This window comes from Pseudomonas sp. (genome assembly GCF_035554175.1).
Classification (GTDB): domain Bacteria; phylum Pseudomonadota; class Gammaproteobacteria; order Pseudomonadales; family Pseudomonadaceae; genus Aquipseudomonas.
In genome coordinates, this window is record NZ_DATMIV010000030.1 from 121,241 (window position 1) to 141,658 (window position 20,418).

General features: G+C 60.8%; 19 protein-coding genes and 1 pseudogene. 11 read left to right on the top strand and 9 right to left on the bottom strand.

Features of this window, described 5'->3' with window-relative positions:
- Positions 1 to 1,446, bottom strand: a complete 1,446-nt coding sequence (locus tag VNV36_RS14225) for a cytochrome ubiquinol oxidase subunit I (RefSeq protein ID WP_325718328.1) — start codon at positions 1,444 to 1,446, stop codon at positions 1 to 3.
- A gap of 516 nt (positions 1,447 to 1,962) precedes the next feature.
- On the opposite strand from VNV36_RS14225, the gene VNV36_RS14230 reads away from it, so the two are divergent.
- From VNV36_RS14230 to VNV36_RS14240, 3 genes and pseudogenes are all read left to right on the top strand, one after another.
- Positions 1,963 to 3,198: an MFS transporter gene (locus tag VNV36_RS14230; RefSeq protein ID WP_325718329.1), complete on the top strand. Its 1,236-nt coding sequence runs from the start codon at positions 1,963 to 1,965 to the stop codon at positions 3,196 to 3,198.
- 98 nt (positions 3,199 to 3,296) lie between these two features.
- Positions 3,297 to 3,574 (top strand): annotated as a pseudogene (locus tag VNV36_RS14235) (type II toxin-antitoxin system RelE/ParE family toxin).
- A 14-nt stretch (positions 3,575 to 3,588) separates the two neighbouring features.
- Positions 3,589 to 3,876: a HigA family addiction module antitoxin gene (locus VNV36_RS14240; RefSeq protein ID WP_325718330.1), complete on the top strand. Its 288-nt coding sequence runs from the start codon at positions 3,589 to 3,591 to the stop codon at positions 3,874 to 3,876.
- A gap of 4 nt (positions 3,877 to 3,880) precedes the next feature.
- On the opposite strand, the gene VNV36_RS14245 is transcribed toward VNV36_RS14240, so the two are convergent.
- Positions 3,881 to 4,432, bottom strand: coding sequence for a DJ-1 family glyoxalase III (locus VNV36_RS14245; protein WP_325718331.1), 552 nt, complete (start codon positions 4,430 to 4,432; stop codon positions 3,881 to 3,883).
- Between the two features lie 67 nt (positions 4,433 to 4,499).
- Complete coding sequence (locus tag VNV36_RS14250) at positions 4,500 to 4,949, bottom strand: DUF4879 domain-containing protein (RefSeq protein ID WP_325718332.1); 450 nt, start codon at positions 4,947 to 4,949, stop codon at positions 4,500 to 4,502.
- Between the two features lie 223 nt (positions 4,950 to 5,172).
- Here VNV36_RS14250 and VNV36_RS14255 point away from each other — a divergent pair, with 223 nt between their 5' ends.
- From VNV36_RS14255 to VNV36_RS14270, 4 genes are all read left to right on the top strand, one after another.
- Complete coding sequence (locus tag VNV36_RS14255) at positions 5,173 to 6,468, top strand: NCS2 family permease (RefSeq protein WP_325718333.1); 1,296 nt, start codon at positions 5,173 to 5,175, stop codon at positions 6,466 to 6,468.
- Positions 6,465 to 7,544 carry a tRNA (uridine(54)-C5)-methyltransferase TrmA gene (gene trmA, locus VNV36_RS14260; protein ID WP_325718334.1) on the top strand — a complete coding sequence of 360 codons (1,080 nt, stop codon included), beginning with the start codon at positions 6,465 to 6,467 and terminating at the stop codon, positions 7,542 to 7,544. Before VNV36_RS14255 ends, trmA begins: the two co-directional genes overlap by 4 nt.
- A 265-nt stretch (positions 7,545 to 7,809) precedes the next feature.
- The gene (gene aroQ, locus VNV36_RS14265) at positions 7,810 to 8,250 is read left to right on the top strand and encodes a type II 3-dehydroquinate dehydratase (protein ID WP_325718335.1); all 441 of its coding nucleotides are present in this window, start codon (positions 7,810 to 7,812) and stop codon (positions 8,248 to 8,250) included.
- Positions 8,251 to 8,255: 5 nt separating this feature from the next.
- Entirely contained in the window at positions 8,256 to 9,110 is an 855-nt protein-coding gene (locus VNV36_RS14270) for a shikimate dehydrogenase (RefSeq protein ID WP_325718336.1), read from the top strand.
- Between the two features lie 118 nt (positions 9,111 to 9,228).
- Here the strand turns inward: VNV36_RS14270 and VNV36_RS14275 are convergent, their stop codons facing one another.
- Together VNV36_RS14275 and quiC are read right to left on the bottom strand one after the other, a co-directional pair.
- Complete coding sequence (locus VNV36_RS14275) at positions 9,229 to 9,906, bottom strand: TetR/AcrR family transcriptional regulator (protein ID WP_325718337.1); 678 nt, start codon at positions 9,904 to 9,906, stop codon at positions 9,229 to 9,231.
- Positions 9,907 to 10,008: 102 nt separating this feature from the next.
- The gene (gene quiC / locus VNV36_RS14280) at positions 10,009 to 11,910 is read right to left on the bottom strand and encodes a 3-dehydroshikimate dehydratase QuiC (RefSeq protein ID WP_325718338.1); all 1,902 of its coding nucleotides are present in this window, start codon (positions 11,908 to 11,910) and stop codon (positions 10,009 to 10,011) included.
- Positions 11,911 to 12,270: 360 nt separating this feature from the next.
- Here quiC and VNV36_RS14285 point away from each other — a divergent pair, with 360 nt between their 5' ends.
- Positions 12,271 to 13,608: an MFS transporter gene (locus tag VNV36_RS14285; RefSeq protein WP_325718339.1), complete on the top strand. Its 1,338-nt coding sequence runs from the start codon at positions 12,271 to 12,273 to the stop codon at positions 13,606 to 13,608.
- Between the two features lie 126 nt (positions 13,609 to 13,734).
- Here VNV36_RS14285 and VNV36_RS14290 read toward each other — a convergent pair whose 3' ends face one another.
- Complete coding sequence (locus tag VNV36_RS14290; RefSeq protein WP_325718340.1) at positions 13,735 to 14,613, bottom strand: DMT family transporter; 879 nt, start codon at positions 14,611 to 14,613, stop codon at positions 13,735 to 13,737.
- Between the two features lie 390 nt (positions 14,614 to 15,003).
- On the opposite strand from VNV36_RS14290, the gene ypfJ reads away from it, so the two are divergent.
- Together ypfJ and VNV36_RS14300 are read left to right on the top strand one after the other, a co-directional pair.
- Positions 15,004 to 15,888 carry a KPN_02809 family neutral zinc metallopeptidase gene (ypfJ, locus tag VNV36_RS14295; protein ID WP_325718341.1) on the top strand — a complete coding sequence of 295 codons (885 nt, stop codon included), beginning with the start codon at positions 15,004 to 15,006 and terminating at the stop codon, positions 15,886 to 15,888.
- On the top strand, positions 15,889 to 16,842 hold the full coding sequence (locus tag VNV36_RS14300; protein WP_325718342.1) for an alpha/beta fold hydrolase: 954 nt from the start codon (positions 15,889 to 15,891) through the stop codon (positions 16,840 to 16,842). It begins immediately after the preceding gene.
- Positions 16,843 to 16,984: 142 nt separating this feature from the next.
- On the opposite strand, the gene VNV36_RS14305 is transcribed toward VNV36_RS14300, so the two are convergent.
- From VNV36_RS14305 to VNV36_RS14315, 3 genes are all read right to left on the bottom strand, one after another.
- Positions 16,985 to 17,578, bottom strand: coding sequence for an HAD family hydrolase (locus VNV36_RS14305; RefSeq protein WP_325718343.1), 594 nt, complete (start codon positions 17,576 to 17,578; stop codon positions 16,985 to 16,987).
- Positions 17,575 to 18,444 (bottom strand): acyl-CoA thioesterase II, encoded by an 870-nt coding sequence (gene tesB / locus VNV36_RS14310; protein WP_042610543.1) that lies wholly within the window; start codon positions 18,442 to 18,444, stop codon positions 17,575 to 17,577. Before tesB ends, VNV36_RS14305 begins: the two co-directional genes overlap by 4 nt.
- Positions 18,445 to 18,554: 110 nt before the next feature.
- Positions 18,555 to 19,124 (bottom strand): GNAT family N-acetyltransferase, encoded by a 570-nt coding sequence (locus tag VNV36_RS14315; RefSeq protein WP_325718344.1) that lies wholly within the window; start codon positions 19,122 to 19,124, stop codon positions 18,555 to 18,557.
- Between the two features lie 82 nt (positions 19,125 to 19,206).
- Here VNV36_RS14315 and VNV36_RS14320 point away from each other — a divergent pair, with 82 nt between their 5' ends.
- Positions 19,207 to 20,127 carry a histone deacetylase family protein gene (locus VNV36_RS14320; RefSeq protein WP_325718345.1) on the top strand — a complete coding sequence of 307 codons (921 nt, stop codon included), beginning with the start codon at positions 19,207 to 19,209 and terminating at the stop codon, positions 20,125 to 20,127.
- Positions 20,128 to 20,418 lie beyond the last annotated feature (291 nt).

Genomic DNA, 20,418 nt, shown 5'->3' on the forward strand with positions numbered 1-20,418 from the left:
TCAAATCTCCTTGGTCAAGCGAGTGTTGTCTTCGTGCTCGCCCTCGGCCGGATCGTCGGCTGCGGACAGCGGACGCGCCGGGGTGCGTTTCTTGCCTGGACCACCGTCCGGCGTTTCGCTGCCTTCGCTGATTTTCGGCCCCTTGCGCACCAGACGCATCATGTAGCCGAGCCCGGCACCGAACAGGGCGAAATAGATCACCACGAACATGATCAGGGTGATGCTCATCTGCATGAAACTGTGATTGGACGAAGCATCTGCCGTGCGCATCAAGCCGTACACCACCCATGGCTGACGGCCGATTTCCGTGGTGAACCAACCGGCGAGAATCGCGATCAGCCCGGACGGCCCCATCCACAAGGCCAGGTGCAGGAACGGCCGCGAGGTATAGAGCGAGTCGCGCTTGCGCAGCCACAGACTCCACAGACCGGTGAAAATCATCAGCAAACCGAGGCCAACCATGACCCGGAACGACCAGAACACGATGGTCGAATTCGGCCGATCTTCGGGCGGAAATTCCTTGAGCGCCGGTACCTGCTTGTCCAGCGAGTGGGTGAGGATCAAGCTGCCGAGGTACGGAATCTCCACGGCGAATTTGGTGCGCTCTTCTTTCATGTCCGGCCAGCCGAACAGAATCAATGGTGTCGCTTCGTCGCCATGGTTTTCCCAGTGGCCTTCGATCGCGGCAATTTTCGCCGGCTGATGCTTGAGCGTATTGAGGCCGTGGAAGTCGCCGATGACCGCTTGAATCGGCGCGACGATCAGCGCCATCCACATCGCCATCGAAAGCATCGTGCGGATCGCCGGGTTGTCCCTGCCGCGCAGCAGATGCCAGGCCGCCGACGAACCGACGAAGAATGCCGTGGCGACGAACGCGGCAGTGGCCATGTGCATCAGGCGATAGGGGAATGAGGGGTTGAAGACGATTGCCAGCCAGTCGGTCGGAATGACCTGACCGTTGACGATTTCGAAGCCTTGCGGGGTCTGCATCCAGCTGTTGGACGCGAGAATCCAGAAGGTCGAAATCAGCGTGCCGATCGCCACCATCACCGTCGAGAAGAAGTGCAGACCGCGCCCGACCTTGTTCCAGCCAAAGAGCATCACGCCGAGGAAACCGGCTTCGAGGAAGAATGCCGTGAGCACCTCATAGGTCAGCAACGGCCCGGTGACCGCACCTGCGAAGTCGGAGAAGCGACTCCAGTTGGTGCCGAACTGATAAGCCATGACCAGGCCCGAGACCACGCCCATGCCGAAGTTGACGGCAAAAATCTTCGACCAGAAATGGTAAAGGTCACGGTAGGTGTCGTTGCGGGTCTTCAGCCACAGGCCTTCGAGCACCGCCAGGTAACTCGCCAGGCCGATGGTGATGGCCGGGAACAGGATGTGGAACGAGATGGTGAACGCGAACTGAATTCGGGCGAGATCGAGAGCCTCTAAACCGAACATATGGCTTCCTCTGTCAGGTAGTACGGGTGGCAGACCCGGAGGCCTGCACCACTGCCCCCACGGATATGGAGTGCGGCGAATTCGGATTCGTTCTTTTTTTACAACCATCGCAACGCAGGGAGTCTGGCCAACTGGCCGTCAGATCAGTTCCGGTCGGGGTCTTGATCTGGATCAAGCAACGTTGAAAGAGTAGTCCCATTTTTGCCAATGAACGGCGTGGTCGTTTGCCGCGTGACAAGTTGTCTCATTCGCGCAGCGCGGTTCTGGCATGAATGAGTTGTGGCGAGGAAGCCTGCTCCCGCTCGGCGACGCAGTCGTCGTAAAACCTGCAACCCTGGCTCGTCGGGAGACCTGCCGGGGAGCGCTTCGCACTCCAGCGGGAGCAAGCTGCCTCGCCAGATTGTTGGTGAAAACTGAAAAGATCGTTACCCGGCTAACTGAATTTTTTCTCATAGCAACTTCCTGTTACAGACTGGTGATAATCTCGGGGTTCCCTTGCCCAAGACCTGCCTTCAGATGCCCATTCAAGAGCCCCTGCTGTTACGTCACCATCGTCCGTTCATGGCCTTCTGGCTGGCGCGGATCTTCACCGCCAGCGGTTTCCAGATGCTCACTGTGGCGATCGGCTGGAATCTGTATCAACTGACCGGCAACGTGCTCGATCTGGGCCTGGTCGGGCTGGTCGAGTTTGCCCCACGCGTGCTGTTCATGCTGCATACCGGACATGTCGCCGACCGTTATGACCGGCGCAAGGTCGCGGCGCTCTGTCAGTCGTTGCAGGCATTGATTGCCTTGGCGCTGGCCATCGGCAGCGCCACCGACAATGTCACTCGGGAGATGATTTTCATCCTCGCCTTTCTCCTGGGTGCGGCGCGTTCGTTCGAAATGCCGACGACTCAGGCGCTGCTGCCGAGCATCGTCCCCAGCGCGCTGTTCCCGCGCGCCGTCGCTGCCGCGCAATCGGCGCAGCAGTCGGCGACCATCGTCGCCCCGGCCCTTGGCGGCTTGCTTTACGCCTTCAGCAGCGTCTGGGTCTACGGCCCGACCGTGCTGCTGTATGTGATCGCCTGCTCGCTGATGCTCAACCTGCCGGCGCGCCAGACGCCGCTGAACAAAGGCAAGGCCACGCTGGACTCGTTGCTGGCCGGGATCCGCTTCATCCGCAGCCGCCCGGACATCCTCGGTGCGATTTCATTGGACCTGTTTGCGGTGTTGCTTGGCGGCGCCACCGCGTTGCTGCCGGTGTTCGCCAAGGACATTCTGCTGACCGGCCCGTGGGGCCTGGGCCTGTTGCGCTCGGCACCGGCGGTGGGCGCCTTGCTGATGTCACTGTTTCTGGCGCGATTTGCCGTGGAACGCAACGTCGGTCGGGTGATGTTCACGGCGGTTGGCGTATTCGGCGTCGCCACCATCGCCTTCGGCCTGTCGACTTCGTTCTGGTTCTCGCTGGCGGTACTGGTGGTACTCGGCGCAGCAGACATGATCAGCATGGTCATCCGTGCCTCGTTCGTGCAACTGGAAACCCCGGACGACATGCGCGGCCGGGTCAGCGCGGTGAACGGCCTGTTCATCGGCGCTTCGAACCAGTTGGGCGAATTCGAATCCGGCCTCACCGCCCACTGGTTCGGCACAGTGCCGGCGGTGGTGATGGGCGGGATCGGTACGCTGGTGGTGACGGGGACGTGGGTCAAACTGTTCCCGACCCTGGCGAATCGAGACCGGATGCATGTTTCGGCGGAGGAGAAGGTCTGAGTTTTTTGGAAAAACTCACCTGCAAGCACATATCAAGCGACAACGTGCGGTACATAGCTACCGCACTGGGTGTAATGTATCGCCTTACACTCGCAGCCATGATCAAATCCTTTCAGCACAAAGGCCTTCGTGGTTTCTATGAAACAGGTACGACTCGTGGAATTCGTACCGACCATGCAAATCGGCTGTCGCGCATGATGCAGTTCATGGATCGAGCGACGCTTCCCGGGACTTGGACTTGCCCGGCTGGCGCCTGCATCCCTTGAAAGGTGAGCTGAGCGAATATTGGTCGCTCAGCGTTTCAGGCAACTGGCGAGTGATCTTTCGTTTTGTCGGTTCGGATATCGAACTGGTCGATTATCTGGACTACCACTGACAGGAGGCAGGCTCATGCCCATGCACAACCCGCCACACCCTGGTGAAACCCTGCTGCTGGATGTCTTGCCCGAGCTTGGCATCAGCGTGAGCGAATTAGCCCGGCACCTTGGCTTTGCACGCCCGCACCTTTCGCGCGTACTGCACGGACACGCGCCAATCAGCCCTGATCTGGCAGTACGACTTGAGCGTGCAGGGATCGGCAAGGCGCGCGTGTGGCTAGGCGTTCACACCGACTATGATCTTTGGCAAGCGGAGCACCGTGAACAACCAATGATAGAACCCCTCGCAGCCCACGGCTGACCCTTCAGGCCATCAGCTCCGCCGCCACCCTCCCCCGCAGCGCCTTGCCACCAAGCTGCTCGACCAGCGCCAAGGCAAATTCCAGCGCCGCGCCCGAGCCTTGGGCGGTGATGCAATTGCCGTCGACCACCACCGGCTGGTCAACAAACGTACAGCCCGATAACTGGTGGCTGGCGCCCGGCAAACAGGTCATGCGTCGTTGACGCAGTACGCCTGCTGCTTGCAGGGCGACGGCAGGGGCTTCGCCGATGGCGGCGAACAGTCGCCCGGCGCTGGCTTGATCCTTGAGCAATTGCTGTAAAGGCTGATGCGCCGCCAGATGTTGTGAACCGACAGCACCGCCCGGCAGCACGATCAGGTCGAAGGTCTGCGCCAGCACATCGACCAGCATGCCATCAGCGGTCAGTCGGGTGCCGCGCGCGCAGGTCAGCATGCGCCGGCCTTCGATGCTCGCGGCGACCACTTCAATGCCGGCGCGGCGCAGTACGTCAATCAGGGTCACGCTTTGCAAATCGTCGATGCCCTCGGCGAGGGCAATCAGGGCTCTGGAAGTCATGGACGCTTTCCGCTGAGTAGTCTGTAAAGCGTAGTCAGCTTTGTCCCACCCTGTTCGAAGACAGCCGTTACTTGATGTAAAGCTGCGCCGTGAGCGTGTTGCGCGGGGCGTTGATTGAAGTGTTGCTGAAGCTGAACGTGCCTTCCTGCTTGCCCGCCAGTTCGAAGGTATACAGCGAGCCGACGGTTTTGCTGCCGGGGCTGCATTCGGTGAGGTTGCCGTTATCGAAGGCACACACCGGCGCCCGGGTGCCGTCGACTTCGAAGCCGTCCAGGGTGGCGTGCGGCTGGTTCTGGCCGTAGCCGATTTCCAGCACATAGACTTTGATGCTCGGCCCGTTGTGATTGCATTGGGTTTGCGGCTGGTTATCGGCAATATCTTCCAGGCCGCAGGCCGGCGACTGCACCTTGATCACTTTCACTTGACTCAACGGTGCCGCCGAAGCGGCCAGCGCCGCAGGCGCCGCGATCATCAGTGCTGCTATCCAACCCGAAACCCGTAACCAGCACCTGCTCATGCGTTGACCACCCGAAATAAAATCAGCGCGCAGTATGGCGCAGTTGTCCGCTGCGCAAAACTTCGCCGACGATCGACACCAACATCCGCCAAATTCCTCACGCGGCTGGTATGATGCGCGGCTTTTTCCGGCCCACCACAATTTTCCAGGCGCTTGCGACGGTCTGTGCTTTGCTGTTGAGGTCGATACATTCACGGCGCCACGCGCGCCACGGGGAGCAGACATGCTGGAAAGGCTGTTTCAACTCAAGGCACACAACACCAACGTGCGCACCGAAATTCTGGCGGGCGTCACGACTTTCCTGGCCATGGCTTACATTCTGTTCGTCAACCCGAGCATCCTCGGCGAGACCGGCATGGACAAAGGCGCGATCTTCGTCGCCACCTGTCTGGCGGCCGCGATCGGTTCGACCGTGATGGGCCTGATCGCCAACTACCCGATCGCCCTCGCCCCGGGCATGGGCCTGAATGCCTTCTTCACCTACACCGTGGTCTTGCACATGGGCCACACCTGGCAGGTGGCGCTGGGTGCGGTGTTCATCTCCGCCGTGCTGTTTTTCCTGCTGTCGATCTTCCGCATCCGTGAATGGATCATCAACGCCATCCCACTGCCTTTGCGCTCGGCGATCGCCGCCGGTATCGGTCTGTTCCTGGCGCTGATCGCCCTGCACAACGCCGGTATCGTGGTCGGCAACCCGGCGACCATGGTTGGCTTGGGCGACCTGACCAAACCGGCACCGATTCTCGCCACCGTCGGTTTCGCGGTGATCGTCGCCCTCGAAGCGCTGAAAGTGCGCGGCGCGGTGCTGATCGGCATTCTGGCGGTGACCATCGCCTCGATCGCACTGAACGTCACCAAGTTCGGCGGCATCCTCTCGATGCCACCGTCGCTGGCCCCGACCTTCCTGCAGCTGGACATCAAGGGCGCGCTGGACATCGGTCTGGTCAGCGTTATTTTCGCCTTCCTGTTCGTCGACCTGTTCGACAACTCCGGCACCCTGATCGGCGTCGCCAAGCGCGCCGGCCTGATGGGCAAGGACGGCCACATGCCAAAAATGGGGCGGGCGCTGATCGCCGACAGCACCGCCGCCATGGCCGGTTCGCTGCTCGGCACCTCGACCACCACCAGTTACATCGAATCCGCTGCCGGCGTCAGCGCCGGTGGCCGCACCGGCCTGACCGCCATCGTCGTGGCGATCCTGTTCCTGCTGGCGCTGTTCTTCTCGCCACTGGCGGCCAGCGTTCCGGCCTTCGCTACGGCGCCGGCGCTGCTGTTCGTCGCCGTGCTGATGACGTCGGGCCTGGCGGAAATTGACTGGGACGATATCACCGTGGCTGCGCCGGTCGTGATTACCGCGCTGGCCATGCCGTTTACCTATTCGATCGCCAACGGCATCGCCTTCGGTTTCATCGCCTGGACCGCCATCAAGCTGCTGTCCGGCCGTGCCCGTGAACTGAACCCGGCGCTGGTGATTCTGTCGATTCTGTTTGTGATCAAGTTGGGTTGGTTCAACGCATGACTTTCGACTCCCAAGCCTACGCCGAACAACTCGATGCCAAGGTCGCGCGCCTGCGTGACCTGCTGGCGCCATTCAATGCACCCGAGCCGACGGTGTTCGACTCGCCGCTGCAGAACTTCCGCCTGCGCGCCGAATTCCGCCTGTGGCGCGAGGGCGGCGAGCGGCATTACGCGATGTTCTCCCAGGACGACAAACGCACGCCGATCCTCATCGAAGAATTCCCGATTGCCAGCCTGCGCATCAACCAGTTGATGCCGCAGTTGAAGGCGGCGTGGCAGGCCAGCTCGGCGCTGAGCCACAAGTTGTTCCAGGTCGAATTCCTGACCACGCTGGCCGGCGATGCGATGATAACCCTGTGCTATCACCGTCCACTGGATGAGCATTGGCACGCGGCAGCGACCCAGCTGTCGGCGGATCTCGGTGTGAGCATCATTGGCCGCTCCAAGGGCAAGCGCGAAGTGCTCGGCCAGGATTATGTCGTCGAGAAACTCGAAGTCGGCGGTCGCACCTTCAGCTATCGCCAGCCGGAAGGCGCGTTCACCCAGCCCAACGGCACGGTGAACCAGAAGATGCTGAACTGGGCGTACGCCGCGCTGGGCGACCGCAGCGATGATCTGCTAGAGCTCTATTGCGGTAACGGCAACTTCACTCTGCCGCTGGCCACCCGCGTGCGCAAAGTGCTCGCCACCGAAATCAGCAAGACGTCGGTCAACGCAGCCTTGAGCAACCTCAGCGAAAACGTTGTGGATAACGTCACTCTGGTGCGCCTGTCCGCCGAAGAACTGACGGAAGCGCTCAACGAAGTGCGCCCGTTCCGCCGCCTGCACGGCATCGATCTGAAGAGCTACGAATTCGGCAGCGTCTTCGTCGATCCACCGCGCGCCGGCATGGATCCGGACACCTGCGAACTGACACGGCGCTTCGACAATATCCTCTACATCTCCTGTAACCCGGAAACTCTCGCGGCCAACATCGCTCAGTTGCATGACACCCACCGCATCACCCAATGCGCGATGTTTGACCAGTTCCCGTGGACGCATCACATGGAATCCGGTGTGTTGCTGACCCGATGCTGAGTGGATGCCAGGAATGGATAAGCCGTCGTGATTGACGGCTTTTTTGTGGGCTCTAAAAGATCGCGGCCTTCGGCAGCTCCTACAGGTAACCGCGTTCCCCCATAGGAGCTGCCGAGGCTGCGATCTTGTGATCTGTGCGATCACCGAACATAAAACGCCTTGGTCATTTCTGTTCAATTGACCGATGTAACCATCTAGTACATTTTATCTCCACAGGCTGAAACCCTCTCGGCCCATGCCAAAAACAATAAGTGGAGTTACCCCCATGCCCCCTATCGTTCTGGTGCTCAACGGCCCGAACCTGAACCTGCTCGGCACTCGCGAGCCGGCAACTTATGGTCATGAAACCCTGGCGGATATTTCGGCGTTATGTGGTCGCGCGGCTGACGAGTTCGGTCTGGCCGTGGAGTTTCGCCAGACCAATCATGAAGGCGAGCTGCTCGACTGGATTCACGCGGCGCGCGGTCGTTGCGCCGGGATCGTGATCAACCCGGCTGCGTGGACGCACACCTCGGTGGCGATTCGCGATGCCCTGGCGGCCAGTGAGCTGCCGGTGATCGAGGTGCACCTGTCCAACGTGCATGCCCGAGAGCCATTCCGTCATCATTCGTTCGTCTCAGGCATCGCCACGGCGGTGATGTGCGGGTTCGGCAGCCATGGCTATCGATTGGCGCTGGAACATTTCAGTCAGCGATTGCAGGGGTGAAAGCCATGTCGCGTTCCAAGGTGATACTCGCCGGGCTGATCGGCGCCGGCATTCAGGCTTCGCGCACTCCGGCACTGCATGAGCACGAAGGTGATGCACAGGGTCTGCGTTATCTGTATCAGCTCATTGATCTCGATCAATTGCGCCTCGACAGCACTGCTCTGCCAGAGCTGCTCAAGGCAGCAGAGCATATGAATTACACGGGGCTGAACATCACCTTCCCATGCAAGCAGGCAATCATCCCGCTGCTCGATGAATTGTCGCCGGAAGCCCGAGGTATCGGCGCGGTGAACACGGTGGTGCTAAAGGACGGCAAGCGCCTCGGCCACAACACCGATTGCCTGGGTTTCGCCGAAGGGTTTCGCCGAGGTCTGACAGACGTTGGCCGCGAACGTGTAGTCCAAATGGGCGCTGGCGGCGCCGGCGCGGCAGTGGCCCACGCGCTGCTCAGCGAAGGCGTACGGCAACTGACGATTTTTGACGTCGACCGCGAGCGCGCCGAAAGCCTGGCAAACAATCTCAATCAACATTTCGGCGCCGCTCGCGCGCAGGCCGGGCGGGATTTGCAGAACGCGCTGGCGCAGGCCGACGGTTTGGTGAACACCACGCCGATGGGCATGGCCAAGCTGCCGGGCTCACCGGTGCCGGCCGAGCTGCTGCGCAAGGCAATGTGGGTCGCGGAGATCGTGTATTTTCCGCTGGAAACCGAACTGCTGCGCGATGCCCGCGCTTTGGGTTGCCGTACGCTGGACGGCGGCAACATGGCGGTGTTTCAGGCCGTGAAAGCGTTTGAATTGTTCAGCGGCGTGGTGCCGGATGCGCAGCGGATGCTGGCGCATTTTCAGAGCATGAATGGTTAAACAACCCGGCAACCGTTGTGGGAGCGAGCCTGCTCGCGAAGGCGTCGGATCAGTCAATGAACATGGCGACTGACAGACCGCTTTCGCGAGCAGGCTCACTCCTACAAGGGAGATCGAGTCAGGCCTGCAGGTAGCGCAACACCGATTCGCAGATCATCTCGCGATGGCGCTGTTTGATGGTTTCGTCCGGCAGGTCGATCTGGAAGATTTCCCCCAGGGTGTGACGGTTCGACACGCGATAGAAGCAGAACGAACTGATCAGCAGGTGCACGTCCAGCGCATCGATCCCACGCCGAAACAGGCCCTCGTCCGCGCCACGTTGCAGGATCCCGCCCAAGGTATCGAGGATGGTGTTGTTCAGCGCCTTGATCGCATCGGAACGCTTCACGTACTCGGCGTTGTGGATGTTTTCGATGCTGACGATGCGCACAAAATCGACGTTGCGGTCGTGGTGATCGAAGGTGAACTCCACCAGTCGACGGATCGCCAGTTCAGGTGGCAGCTCATCCAGATGCAGGCGGTTTTCCGTGCTGCGGATATCGCCATAGAGCTTTTCCAGCACCTCGACGTACAACTGCTCCTTACTGCCGAAGTAGTAATAGATCATGCGCTTGGAGGTGTGGATGCGCTCGGCGATCGCGTCGACGCGCGCGCCGGACAGGCCCTGCTGGACGAACTCGACGATCGCCTCCTGCAGGATGTTTTCGCGGGTCTTTTCCGGGTTGTTCTTGCGACTCTTGCGCGGCACTGCGTCGGACTCGACAGCAGTGGCGGAAAGTTCTGGATTCATGGTCATCGCGGGCTCACGGCCATCACTGCACAAGCTGGCGATTATGGGCCGCGCGGGACAGTGAAGGAAGCCGCGCAGCCGCTGTTTAATCCCGCGTTTACGAATTCCCTACAACTTAGCCTGGCGCACCGCGCCGCTGCGTGATTTGGCCATCGCCGCCAGCCGCACCGCGACGTTGGCCGCGCCATAACCGGCATAGCCGTTCTTGCGCTGGATGATCTCAAAGAAGAAACGCCCTTCGAACGGCTCGGTGTAGACGTGAAACAACTCGCCGCCTTGGGCGTCACGGTCGTAGAGCACGTTGTAATAAGCCAGTTCGCTAAGGAATTCATCGTCGAAATCGAAACGTGCCGCCAGGTCATCGTAGTAGTTCAGCGGGATGTCCAGCAGCGGCACGCCGGCCTCTTTGGCGCGACTGACCTGAGCAAAGATGTCGTCACAATCGAAGGCGATGTGGTGCACACCGGAGCCGCGATAACTCGACAACGCGTGGGAGATCGCGGTGTTGCGGTTCTCGGAAATATTCAGCGGCAGCCGGATCGAACTGTCGCGGCTGCGCAGTGCGCGGCTCTTCACCAGACCGTACGGATCGGGCAGCACCACTTCGTCGTCGGCCTCGAAATCCAGCAGGCTTTTGTAGAACAGCACCCAGCTGTCCAGGCTGTCCGCCGGCAGCGCCATGGCCATGTGATCGATACGCTTGAGGCCGCCGCCGGTCTGCGCGCCCGGCAACAGATTGAAATCGGTGCCGTACACGTCGGCATCCTCATCGACCAGATAAATCAGGCTACCGTCCGGTGCGCGCACCGCCGCCAGCTCCAGTTCATTGGGGCCTACCAGCCCGCGATAGGGCTGACCTTTGTAAGCGACCGCGCGGGCCAGGGCACTGGCGCTGTCCTTGACCCGCACGGCAGTGGCGCACAGCGACGGGCCATGGGCTTCGAAAAAACTGTGAGCAAACGAATACGGTTCGGAGTTGAGGATCAGGTTGATATCGCCCTGACGCAACAGGCTTACGCTTTTCGAGCGATGCTGCCCGGCCTTGACGAAACCGAGGCGTTGCAGCCAGTGGCCAAGTTTCGCCCCCAGCGCTTCATCGACGGCAAACTCGAGAAATTCGATGCCGTTGTATTCACTGGCCGGCGGCGTCTCGAACAGGATGTCGCGATTGACCACGGGCGTCGCCTCCTGCTCGAGACGCTGACGGGTTTTCTCCTCCAGATACAGCAGCGAACGCAAACCGTCGGCGGCATTGGCCCTGGGCGGAGCGGCGCGGAAACCGTCGTTGAAGATCTCCAGCGAAAGCGGCCCGGTGTAGCCACTCTTGATGATCGGCGCAAGGAATCCCGGCAGATCGAATTCGCCCTGCCCCGGGAAGCAGCGGAAGTGCCGACTCCACTCCAGCACATCCATGGCCAGAATCGGTGCGTCAGCCATTTGCACAAAGAAGATCTTGTCGCCGGGAATATCGGCAATCGCGCTGGGATCTCCCTTCAGCGACAAGGTGTGGAAGCTGTCGAGCAGCACGCCCAGGCTCGGGTGATCGGCCTGACGGACGATGTCCCAGACCTGTTTATAAGTGTTGACGTGCCGCCCCCACGCCAACGCTTCGTAACCGATGCGCAAGCCACGGGCACCGGCGCGCTCGGCCAGCAGGCGCAGATCATCGACGAGGATTTGTTGATCGCCCAGGCTGTCGGCGGAGGCGTTGCTGCAGACCAGCACCAGATCAGTGCCGAGCTCCTGCATCAGCTCGAACTTGTGCTCGGCGCGCTCCAGGTTGCGCGCCAGGCGATCCCGGCGGCATCCTTCAAAGTCACGAAACGGCTGAAACAGGGTGATGGCGATGCCAAGATCGGCGCACATCTGCCTGATTTCGCGGGGGCTGCCGTCGTAGTACAAAAGGTCGTTTTCGAAAATCTCCACCCCGTCGAAACCGGCGGCAGCAATGGCTTCGAGCTTGTCCGGCAGGGTGCCGCTCAAGGAAACGGTGGCAATGGAACGCTGCATGTTTCAACTCCCGGACTGCGCCGCTTTATCTTTATGTAGGAGCTGCCGAAGGCTGCGATCGTTTGATCTTGATTACCAAAACAGCAAAATCAAAAGATCGCAGCCTTCGGCAGCTCCTACCGGGGAATGGGTTTTTATAGTGAGGGAAATTATTGGCTGCATCCCCGCGCGCAGCAATTTAAAGTGTACTACCCGGTTAGTTTTGCGTGCGATTATCGAACACTAAGGCGATTTGGCGAATTGACGATTTTTTGTTCACTGCCCAACATCGGTTGCACATCGAGTCCGGCCACTAACCACCGGGCAAGGTGTTCGACAGTAATGAACACCAAATAACAAATCCAAAAACGGGTGGAACACATGATTCCTTCACAGACTTCCCGCATGGCTCCGGCCATGAGCACTGCCACGGGTGGCATCGGCGACAAGATCCGCGGCGCCATGGCGGTCGGCAAGACCCGCTGGGGCATGCTGGCGCTGGTATTTTTTGCCACCACCCTGAACTACATCGACCGCGCCGCGCTCGGCGTCATGCAGCCGATCCTCGCCAAGGAAATGAGCTGGACGGCGATGGATTACGCCAACATCAACTTCTGGTTCCAGGTCGGCTACGCGATCGGTTTTGTCCTGCAGGGACGGCTGATCGACCGGGTCGGCGTCAAGCGCGTGTTCTTCTGCGCCGTACTGCTCTGGAGCCTGGCCACCGGCGCCCATGGCCTGGCGACCTCGGCAGTCGGTTTCATGGTCTGCCGCTTCATTCTCGGTCTGACCGAGGCGGCCAACTACCCGGCCTGCGTGAAAACCACGCGCCTGTGGTTCCCCGCCGGTGAACGTGCCGTCGCCACCGGCATCTTCAACGCCGGCACCAACGTCGGCGCGATGTTCACGCCCATGCTGCTGCCGCTGATCCTGCATGCCTGGGGCTGGCAGGCGGCGTTCCTGTGCATGGCGGCACTCGGCGGTATCTGGTTGTTGTGCTGGGGTCTGAAATACTTCAACCCGGAAGATCATCCACGGGTGAAGCAGTCGGAGCTCGAATACATCCAGCAGGAAGTCGAACCCGAGCAGGCCCGCGTGCCGTTCAGCAAGATCCTGCGGATGCGCGGCACCTGGGCCTTCGCCCTCGCCTACTCGCTCACCGCGCCGGTGTTCTGGTTCTATCTGTACTGGCTCCCGCCGTTTCTCAATCAGCAATACAACCTGGGCATCAACGTGACGCAGATGGGCATTCCGCTGATCATCATTTACGTCACGGCTGATTTCGGCAGTGTCGGGGGCGGGATTCTGTCTTCGTTCCTGATCGGTCGCGGGATGAACTCGATCAAGGCGCGGCTGCTGTCGATGTTGCTGTTTGCCTGCTGCATCATTGGCGTGGTCATGGCCGCCGGATCGGCCAATCTGTGGGTGGCGGTGGCGGCGATTTCTCTGGCGATCGGCGCGCACCAGGCCTGGACCGCGAACATCTGGAGCCTGGTGATGGACTACACGCCCAAGCACATGATGAGCACGGTGTTCGGCTTCGGCGGCATGTGCGCAGCCATCGGCGGAATGTTCATGACCCAGATCGTCGGCCACATCCTCACCGTCACCAACAACAACTACACGGTGCTGTTCACACTGATTCCGGCGATGTACTTCCTCGCGCTGACGTGGATGTACTTCATGGCCCCGCGCAAGATTCCGACTGTCACCGAATAACCTGCCTGCATCACTCCCGTAGGAGCTGACGAGTGAAACGAGGCTGCGATCTTTTGATCTTGTTTTTAAAGATCAACAGATCGCAGCCTCGTTTCACTCGTCAGCTCCTACGGGATTTGCGTTTCTTCAGCGGCGACTCTGCTGCCACGCTGCCGCCAGGCCGCTGCAGCAAATCACCGCAATGCCGATCACCGTCAATCCGCTCGGCGTGTGACTGAACAGCAGCCAGCCCAACAACCCGGCAAAGACGATCTGGCAATAGCCGAATGGCGCCAGCAAGGCCGGTGCCGCGAGCCGGAACGCCTGGGTGAGAAACAGGTGCGCGGTCATCCCGCAACTGCCCAGCGCCAGCATCAGCACGGCGTGAGTCAGGGTCGGCACTTGCCAGAAGAACGGCACCAGCGCACTCATCACCAGGGTGTTGCACAGGCCGGCGAAGAAGTTGCTGGTGGTCGGGCTATCCACTTCGGCGAGTTTGCGCGTCAGCAATTGATAGAAGCAGAAAAACAGTGCTGAACAGAACGGCAGCAGGATCGCCGGGGTGAACAGTTCGCCGCCCGGGTGGACGATGATCAGCACGCCGACGAAACCGCAGATCACCGCAACCCATTGCCCGCGCGTCACCCGCTCTTTAAGCAGCGGCACCGATAGCGCGGTAACCAATACCGGTGCAAGGAAGTTGACCGCCGTGGCTTCCGCCAGCGGGATGTACAGCAGCGCGGTGGTGAAAAACAGGCTGGTGCCGAGCAGGCACAGCGCGCGCGCCAGTTGCCACAATGGTTTTTTGGTACGCAGGACGCGCAACCCGGACTGCGGCAGAAAAATCCCCGCCATCAACAAGGTGTGCACCACATAACGCGCCCATACCACCATCACGATCGGATAAAAACCGGACAGGTATTTCGACAATGCGTCGTGACTGGAAAACAGGAACGTCGCCACGACAATCAACAGGATCCCCTTGAAGGGCTGGTTGACACCGGAGAGCGGAGTGCTGACGGTCATTGGCAATCTCTGAGAAAAATACGCAGGCGAACGTTTGCGCTGGCAGTAGTCGATTTGGCAATCATAGTCGGCTGAGCTTTCAACAACCGCACAGGACGCAATCTTCTGCGCCGACAAACCGCCGTTGATCCGATGTGAGAGGCAAGATTCCCGCCATGTCGGCGCAGCGAGTCCGCAACATCACAGACTGCTGTCGCGACAGTGCGTTCACGAATGTGCCTGGACAAATTTTTCTGGCAATTGAATTCGCCGCCCGGCCGACCGTCAATAACTAGCCCGCCCAGCGAGGGCGCGTGTGAATGGACGGATGATCGGACTGGCGCCACACTCACACAGCAGCAACACTCATCACCATCAGCCACTTCACCCGCAATAAAAGAGGATTCCCACATGCTATGGAAAAAAGGCCGACGCAGTGACAACGTCGTCGACGCCCGGGGTGATGACGCAGGCGGTGGCGGCGGCATGCGCTTCGGAGGTGGCAAGGGCCTGAGCCTGACCGCGGTCGTGCTGATCGTCGGCATCGGCTGGCTCACCGGCCAGGATCCGCTGCAGATCCTCGGTCAGCTGACCGGGCAGATGGAGCAACCGGCAGCCACTTCGCAAACCCGTCAGGCGCCGCCGGCCAACGATGAGCAGGCCGAGTTCGTCCGTTCGATCCTCGGCGATACCGAAGACACCTGGGGCCCGATCTTTCAGCAGGTCGGACGCCAATACAAAGATCCGACGCTGGTGCTGTTCAGCAACCGGGTCAATTCTGCGTGCGGCATGGCCACCTCTGCCACCGGGCCGTTCTATTGCCCGGCCGACCAGAAGGTCTATCTGGACATGGCGTTCTTCCAGGAAATGTCGCAACGCTTCAAAGCCGCCGGCGATTTTGCCCAGGCGTACGTGATCGCCCACGAAGTCGGCCACCATGTGCAGACCCTGCTCGGCGTCTCGGCGAAGATGCAGACGGCGCGTCAGCAAGGTCGGCAAATGGAGGGCGATGGCGGCCTGCTGGTCCGCCAGGAATTGCAGGCCGACTGCCTCGCGGGCGTCTGGGCCTATAACGCGCAGAAGCGCCTGAACTGGCTGGAACCGGGCGACATCGAAGAAGCCTTGAACGCCGCCAACGCCATCGGCGATGATCGCTTGCAGCAACAGGGTCAGGGCCGTGTGGTGCCGGACTCGTTTACCCACGGTACCTCAGCGCAAAGGGTGCGCTGGTTCAAAACCGGATTCGCGCAAGGCCAGGTAAGCCAGTGCGACACCTTCGCGGCGAAAACCCTGTAAATGCATAAATGGCTTGTGGCGTTACTGTTTATCGCCGGCACCGCGCAAGCGGCCGGCGTCGACGCGATCAGCCCCGGTCGCTTGCAGCTCAAGGCCGGGGAAATGGCGGTGGGCATCGGCCCGGCGCCGGAAAAGATCGAGCGTGTGCTGATCGTCATTCATGGTCGCTTGCGCAACGCCGAGACCTATCGCAAAAGCGCCGAAAGCGCTACCGAACTCGCCGGACAAACCGCACACACGCTGGTGATAGCCCCGCAGTTTCTCAATGAAAGCGACGTGACTCTGTATTCATTGCCGCCCACAGTACTGCGCTGGCAAGGCAACGAGTGGATGGGCGGCGGCTTGTCCACAGGGCCCAATCCGCTGAGCGCCTATGCCGCGCTGGACGAGATCGTAGCGCGGCTCAGCGATCGCAAACAGTTTCCGGACGTGAAGCAGATCGTGATCTTCGGCCACTCGGGTGGTGGGCAAGTGGTGCAGCGTTATGCCCTGCTCGCCAAGGAGCAGCCGGCGCTCAAGGCCAACGGCATTCGCTTGCGCTATGTGGTGGCCAATCCTTCCTCTTATGCGTACTTCAACGAGCAGCGGCCGGTGGCGTTCGACCATGCGCAATGTCCGGGCTTCAATCGGTGGAAGTACGGCTTGGCGGACATGCCGGTGTATGCCGGTGGGCAAACGCCGTTGCAGGTGGAAAGCCGTTATGTCAAACGCGAGGTGATTTATCTGCTCGGGCAGCAGGATGTCGATCCCGAGCATCCGGCACTGGACAAGAGCTGCGCGGCCGAAGCGCAAGGGGCGTACCGGTTGATGCGCGGGAAGCTTTATTTCGGCTATTTGCTGCGCCGCCATCCCGAGGGGGTCAATCAAAGGCTGATTGAAGTGCCTGGGGTTGGGCATGACGGGGATGGGATGTTGACGTCGGCGGAGGGTCAGAAAGCTTTGTTTGATCAGTGAGTTTTTTGCTGAATCGACCGGCCCCTTCGCGAGCAAGCTCGCTCCGACATTGGATCTTCGGTGCACACATATTTTGTGCATGTCATAGAGCTATGTGGGAGCGAGCTTGCTCGCGAAGGGGCCGGCTCAGGCGACGAAGGTGTCAGGCAAACAGCATCCGCCGCAACTCGACACAATCCCTTGCATGCCAATCGGTCAATTCCGGCCAGGGGTTATCCGGCAAGTTCACCAATACCGTCCGCGCCCCCGCCGCGCGGCCGCAATCCAGATCGAACCGGTAATCACCGACCATCACCATGTCACTGGCCGGCACGTTCCAGGCCTCGGCCAGTTTCAACAAACCGCCGGGATGCGGCTTGGGCGGCGCTTCATCGCGACCCAGCACATCCTCAACCGCGAAGCAGTCGGCGAGGCCGATCGCCTCCAGCGTGACATGCGCCAACTCCCGCGCATTACGGGTGAGGATGCCGAGGCGATAGCCACGCGCGTGCAGGTCACGCACCAGCTCCACCGCACCGGTGGCCGGGGTCGAACCCAGCGCAAGATCACGTTCGTGCTCGAGCAGCCAGGCGTGCTTGGCCGCCGCTTCATCCGCCGGCAGAGCGGCGAGATGGCTGAGGATGTCGTCCTCCGGTGCAATCGCCAGCGCCACGCGAATCGCCGCGAAGTCATGCACGGCGACGGTCAGCGTGCCGTCCATGTCGAACACCCAGTGACGAACGTCGGTGAGACTCATGCCCAATCCTTGCGATGGCGGATCAGGCCTTCTTGGGTCACCGAAGCGACCAGTTGCCCGGCGCGGTTGAACACGCTGCCACGGGAAAAGCCCCGGGAATTGCCGGCCCATGGACTGTCCATCGCATAGAGCAACCAGTCATCGGCACGCAGGTCATTGTGGAACCACAGCGCGTGATCGAGGCTGGCGACCTGCATGTCTTTCTGCCACACCGACTTGCCGTGGGGCAGCATCGAAGTGGTCAGCAGACCGAAGTCAGAGGCGTAGGCCAGCAGGTATTTGTGCAGCGCCGGGATGTCGGCCAACGCGCCGTCGGCGCGGAACCACACGTACTTCACCGGATCGGCCGGTTGCGGGTTGTACGGGTCTTTTTCGGTGACCGGGCGCACTTCGATCGGTTTCGGGCACAGCAGTTTTTCGCGCATGTGCTCGGGGATCAGGTGCGCGCGCTGCTGGGTCAGCTCCAGCTCGGACGGCAGGTTTTCCGGGCCGACCACCACGGGCATCTGGCCCTGATGCTCGAAGCCCTGTTCGTCGTACTGGAACGACGCGCTGCAGGTGAAGATCGGGTGGCCCTTCTGAATCGCCGTGACACGGCGGGTGCTGAAGCTGCCGCCATCGCGCACGCGATCAACCGAATACACCACCGGTAACTTGGCATCGCCCGGGCGCAGGAAATAACCGTGCAGCGAATGCACATGACGCGCTTCTTCCACCGTCTGACTGGCCGCCGACAGCGACTGGCCGAGCACCTGACCGCCGAACAGCTGGCGGAAGCCCAGATCCTGGCTGCGGCCACGGAACAGGTTTTCTTCGATCGGCTCCAGGGTCAGCAAATCGACCAGATCTTCCAGCACTTGGCTCATTCAGACTCTCCTCACACAAAGCAATGGCCGCGCAGTCTGGGCTGCGGCGGACGATTCAGGTTCTGGCACGGGCCAATACGATGGCGGCCATTGTAAACGTCCGTGTCGGCTTATTCATGCAAGGTTTGCAGCCATTGTTCGCGACTGATGCGATACAGAACGTGTCGCCGCAACGGGTGATCGAGCGCAAGCTTGGGGTGATCGAAATCATCCTGCGGGTCGTGATGCATGCCGATCGCCTGCATGACCTTTTCCGACGGGGCATTTTGCTCGGCAGTGAAGGAGACGATTTCTTCCAGCTTCAACCGATCGAATCCGGCGCGCAGAGCGGTCCATGCCGCTTCACTGGCGTAACCCAGGCCCCAATGTTCCCTGGCCAGGCGCCAGCCGATTTCCACTGCAGGAGTGAATGGCGCATCGAAGCAGACTACGCCGAGCCCGGTGAAACCGATGAATTCGCCGCTGTCCTTGCGTTCCAGCGCCCACAGGCCAAAACCATGCTCGGCAAAATGCCCGCGCACGCGGCCGATCAGCGCAGCGCTTTCCAGCCGGCTCAATGGCGCCGGAAAGTAGCGCATCACCTGCGGATCGGCGCACATCGCCGCGAATGCCGGCAAATCTTCGTCCTGCCACTGACGCATCAACAATCGCGCGCTTTGCAGCTCCAGTATCGGCTCCATCGTCCCCTCCATTTCCATGCCGTTGAGTCTACATCGCTGGTAGGATCCTTCACTTGTTCCTACGTTCTGCGCGAACCAAGCCATGCCTTTGCCGTTGATCTATCACGAAGACTACAGCCCCGAATTTCCGGCGGATCACCGTTTCCCCATGGACAAGTTTCGTTTGTTGCGCGATCACCTGGTCGACAGCGGCCTGACCCGCGACGCCGACCTGCTGCGCCCGCAGATCTGTCCCAACGACATACTCGCCCTCGCCCATGACCGCAGCTATATCGAACGCTACATGAGCGGCGAGTTGTCCCGCGAAGACCAACGGCGCCTCGGCCTGCCGTGGAACGAGGCACTGGCGCGGCGTACCGTGCGGGCGGTGGGCGGCTCGATCCTGGCGGCGGAAAAAGCCCTCGAACATGGTTTGGCCTGTCATCTGGCCGGCGGCACCCATCACGCCCATTACGATTACCCCGCCGGATTCTGCATCTTCAATGATCTGGCGATCATCAGCCAGTACCTGCTGCAGAGCGGTCGGGCCAATCGCGTGCTGATCTTCGATTGCGATGTGCATCAAGGCGACGGCACAGCGCGGATTCTCCATGACACTCCGCAAGCGATTACCGTTTCACTGCACTGCGAGAAGAACTTTCCCGCACGCAAAGCCGAAAGCGACTGGGACATCCCGCTGCCCAAGGGCATGGGCGATGCCGATTATTTAAAGGTCGTCGATGACACGCTCAACTACCTGCTGCCGCTGTATCAACCGGATCTGGTGCTCTACGACGCCGGCGTCGATGTGCACAAAGACGATGCCCTCGGTTATCTGCAACTGACCGACGAGGGCGTAGCCGAGCGCGATGAACGGGTGATGCGGCATTGCCTGGGCCGCGACATTCCGCTGGTCGGAGTGATCGGCGGCGGCTACAGCAAGGATCGCCACGCCCTCGCCCGGCGCCACGGCATCCTCCATCACAGCGCACAACGGGTCTGGGATTCACACGGCTGTCACTGAGTTGTGCTGCCTTACCCACAATGGCTGTGGAACTGCCTGTGGATAACCTGCGCGAAAGGGACTGCAGGCCATGCTGGGCGTGGCGTACAGCGCACTGTTTATTTTTTAACCAGTCTCGAAATACACCGCAGCCCCTGTGGGAGCGAGCCTGCTCGCGAAAGCTTCAGCACACACAACATCTAATTGACTGACAGACCGCGTTCGCGAGCAGGCTCGCTCCCACATGGGGTCTCCCACAGGGTTCAGCGCTGTTAGAATGCGCGCCCTTGTCCCGCCATTTCGCAGCGCATG

Coding starts and splice junctions, on each gene's coding strand:
- VNV36_RS14250 (WP_325718332.1), bottom strand. CDS start 4,949: ATGAGCAGGTGCTGGTTACGGGTTTCGGGTTGGATAGCAGCACTGATG.
- VNV36_RS14300 (WP_325718342.1), top strand. CDS start 15,889: ATGCATAAATGGCTTGTGGCGTTACTGTTTATCGCCGGCACCGCGCAA.
- VNV36_RS14240 (WP_325718330.1), top strand. CDS start 3,589: ATGCCCATGCACAACCCGCCACACCCTGGTGAAACCCTGCTGCTGGAT.
- VNV36_RS14315 (WP_325718344.1), bottom strand. CDS start 19,124: ATGGAGCCGATACTGGAGCTGCAAAGCGCGCGATTGTTGATGCGTCAG.
- aroQ (WP_325718335.1), top strand. CDS start 7,810: ATGCCCCCTATCGTTCTGGTGCTCAACGGCCCGAACCTGAACCTGCTC.
- VNV36_RS14320 (WP_325718345.1), top strand. CDS start 19,207: ATGCCTTTGCCGTTGATCTATCACGAAGACTACAGCCCCGAATTTCCG.
- VNV36_RS14230 (WP_325718329.1), top strand. CDS start 1,963: ATGCCCATTCAAGAGCCCCTGCTGTTACGTCACCATCGTCCGTTCATG.
- VNV36_RS14305 (WP_325718343.1), bottom strand. CDS start 17,578: ATGAGTCTCACCGACGTTCGTCACTGGGTGTTCGACATGGACGGCACG.
- VNV36_RS14245 (WP_325718331.1), bottom strand. CDS start 4,432: ATGACTTCCAGAGCCCTGATTGCCCTCGCCGAGGGCATCGACGATTTG.
- quiC (WP_325718338.1), bottom strand. CDS start 11,910: ATGCAGCGTTCCATTGCCACCGTTTCCTTGAGCGGCACCCTGCCGGAC.
- tesB (WP_042610543.1), bottom strand. CDS start 18,444: ATGAGCCAAGTGCTGGAAGATCTGGTCGATTTGCTGACCCTGGAGCCG.
- trmA (WP_325718334.1), top strand. CDS start 6,465: ATGACTTTCGACTCCCAAGCCTACGCCGAACAACTCGATGCCAAGGTC.
- VNV36_RS14290 (WP_325718340.1), bottom strand. CDS start 14,613: ATGACCGTCAGCACTCCGCTCTCCGGTGTCAACCAGCCCTTCAAGGGG.
- VNV36_RS14225 (WP_325718328.1), bottom strand. CDS start 1,446: ATGTTCGGTTTAGAGGCTCTCGATCTCGCCCGAATTCAGTTCGCGTTC.
- ypfJ (WP_325718341.1), top strand. CDS start 15,004: ATGCTATGGAAAAAAGGCCGACGCAGTGACAACGTCGTCGACGCCCGG.
- VNV36_RS14275 (WP_325718337.1), bottom strand. CDS start 9,906: ATGACCATGAATCCAGAACTTTCCGCCACTGCTGTCGAGTCCGACGCA.
- VNV36_RS14270 (WP_325718336.1), top strand. CDS start 8,256: ATGTCGCGTTCCAAGGTGATACTCGCCGGGCTGATCGGCGCCGGCATT.
- VNV36_RS14255 (WP_325718333.1), top strand. CDS start 5,173: ATGCTGGAAAGGCTGTTTCAACTCAAGGCACACAACACCAACGTGCGC.
- VNV36_RS14285 (WP_325718339.1), top strand. CDS start 12,271: ATGATTCCTTCACAGACTTCCCGCATGGCTCCGGCCATGAGCACTGCC.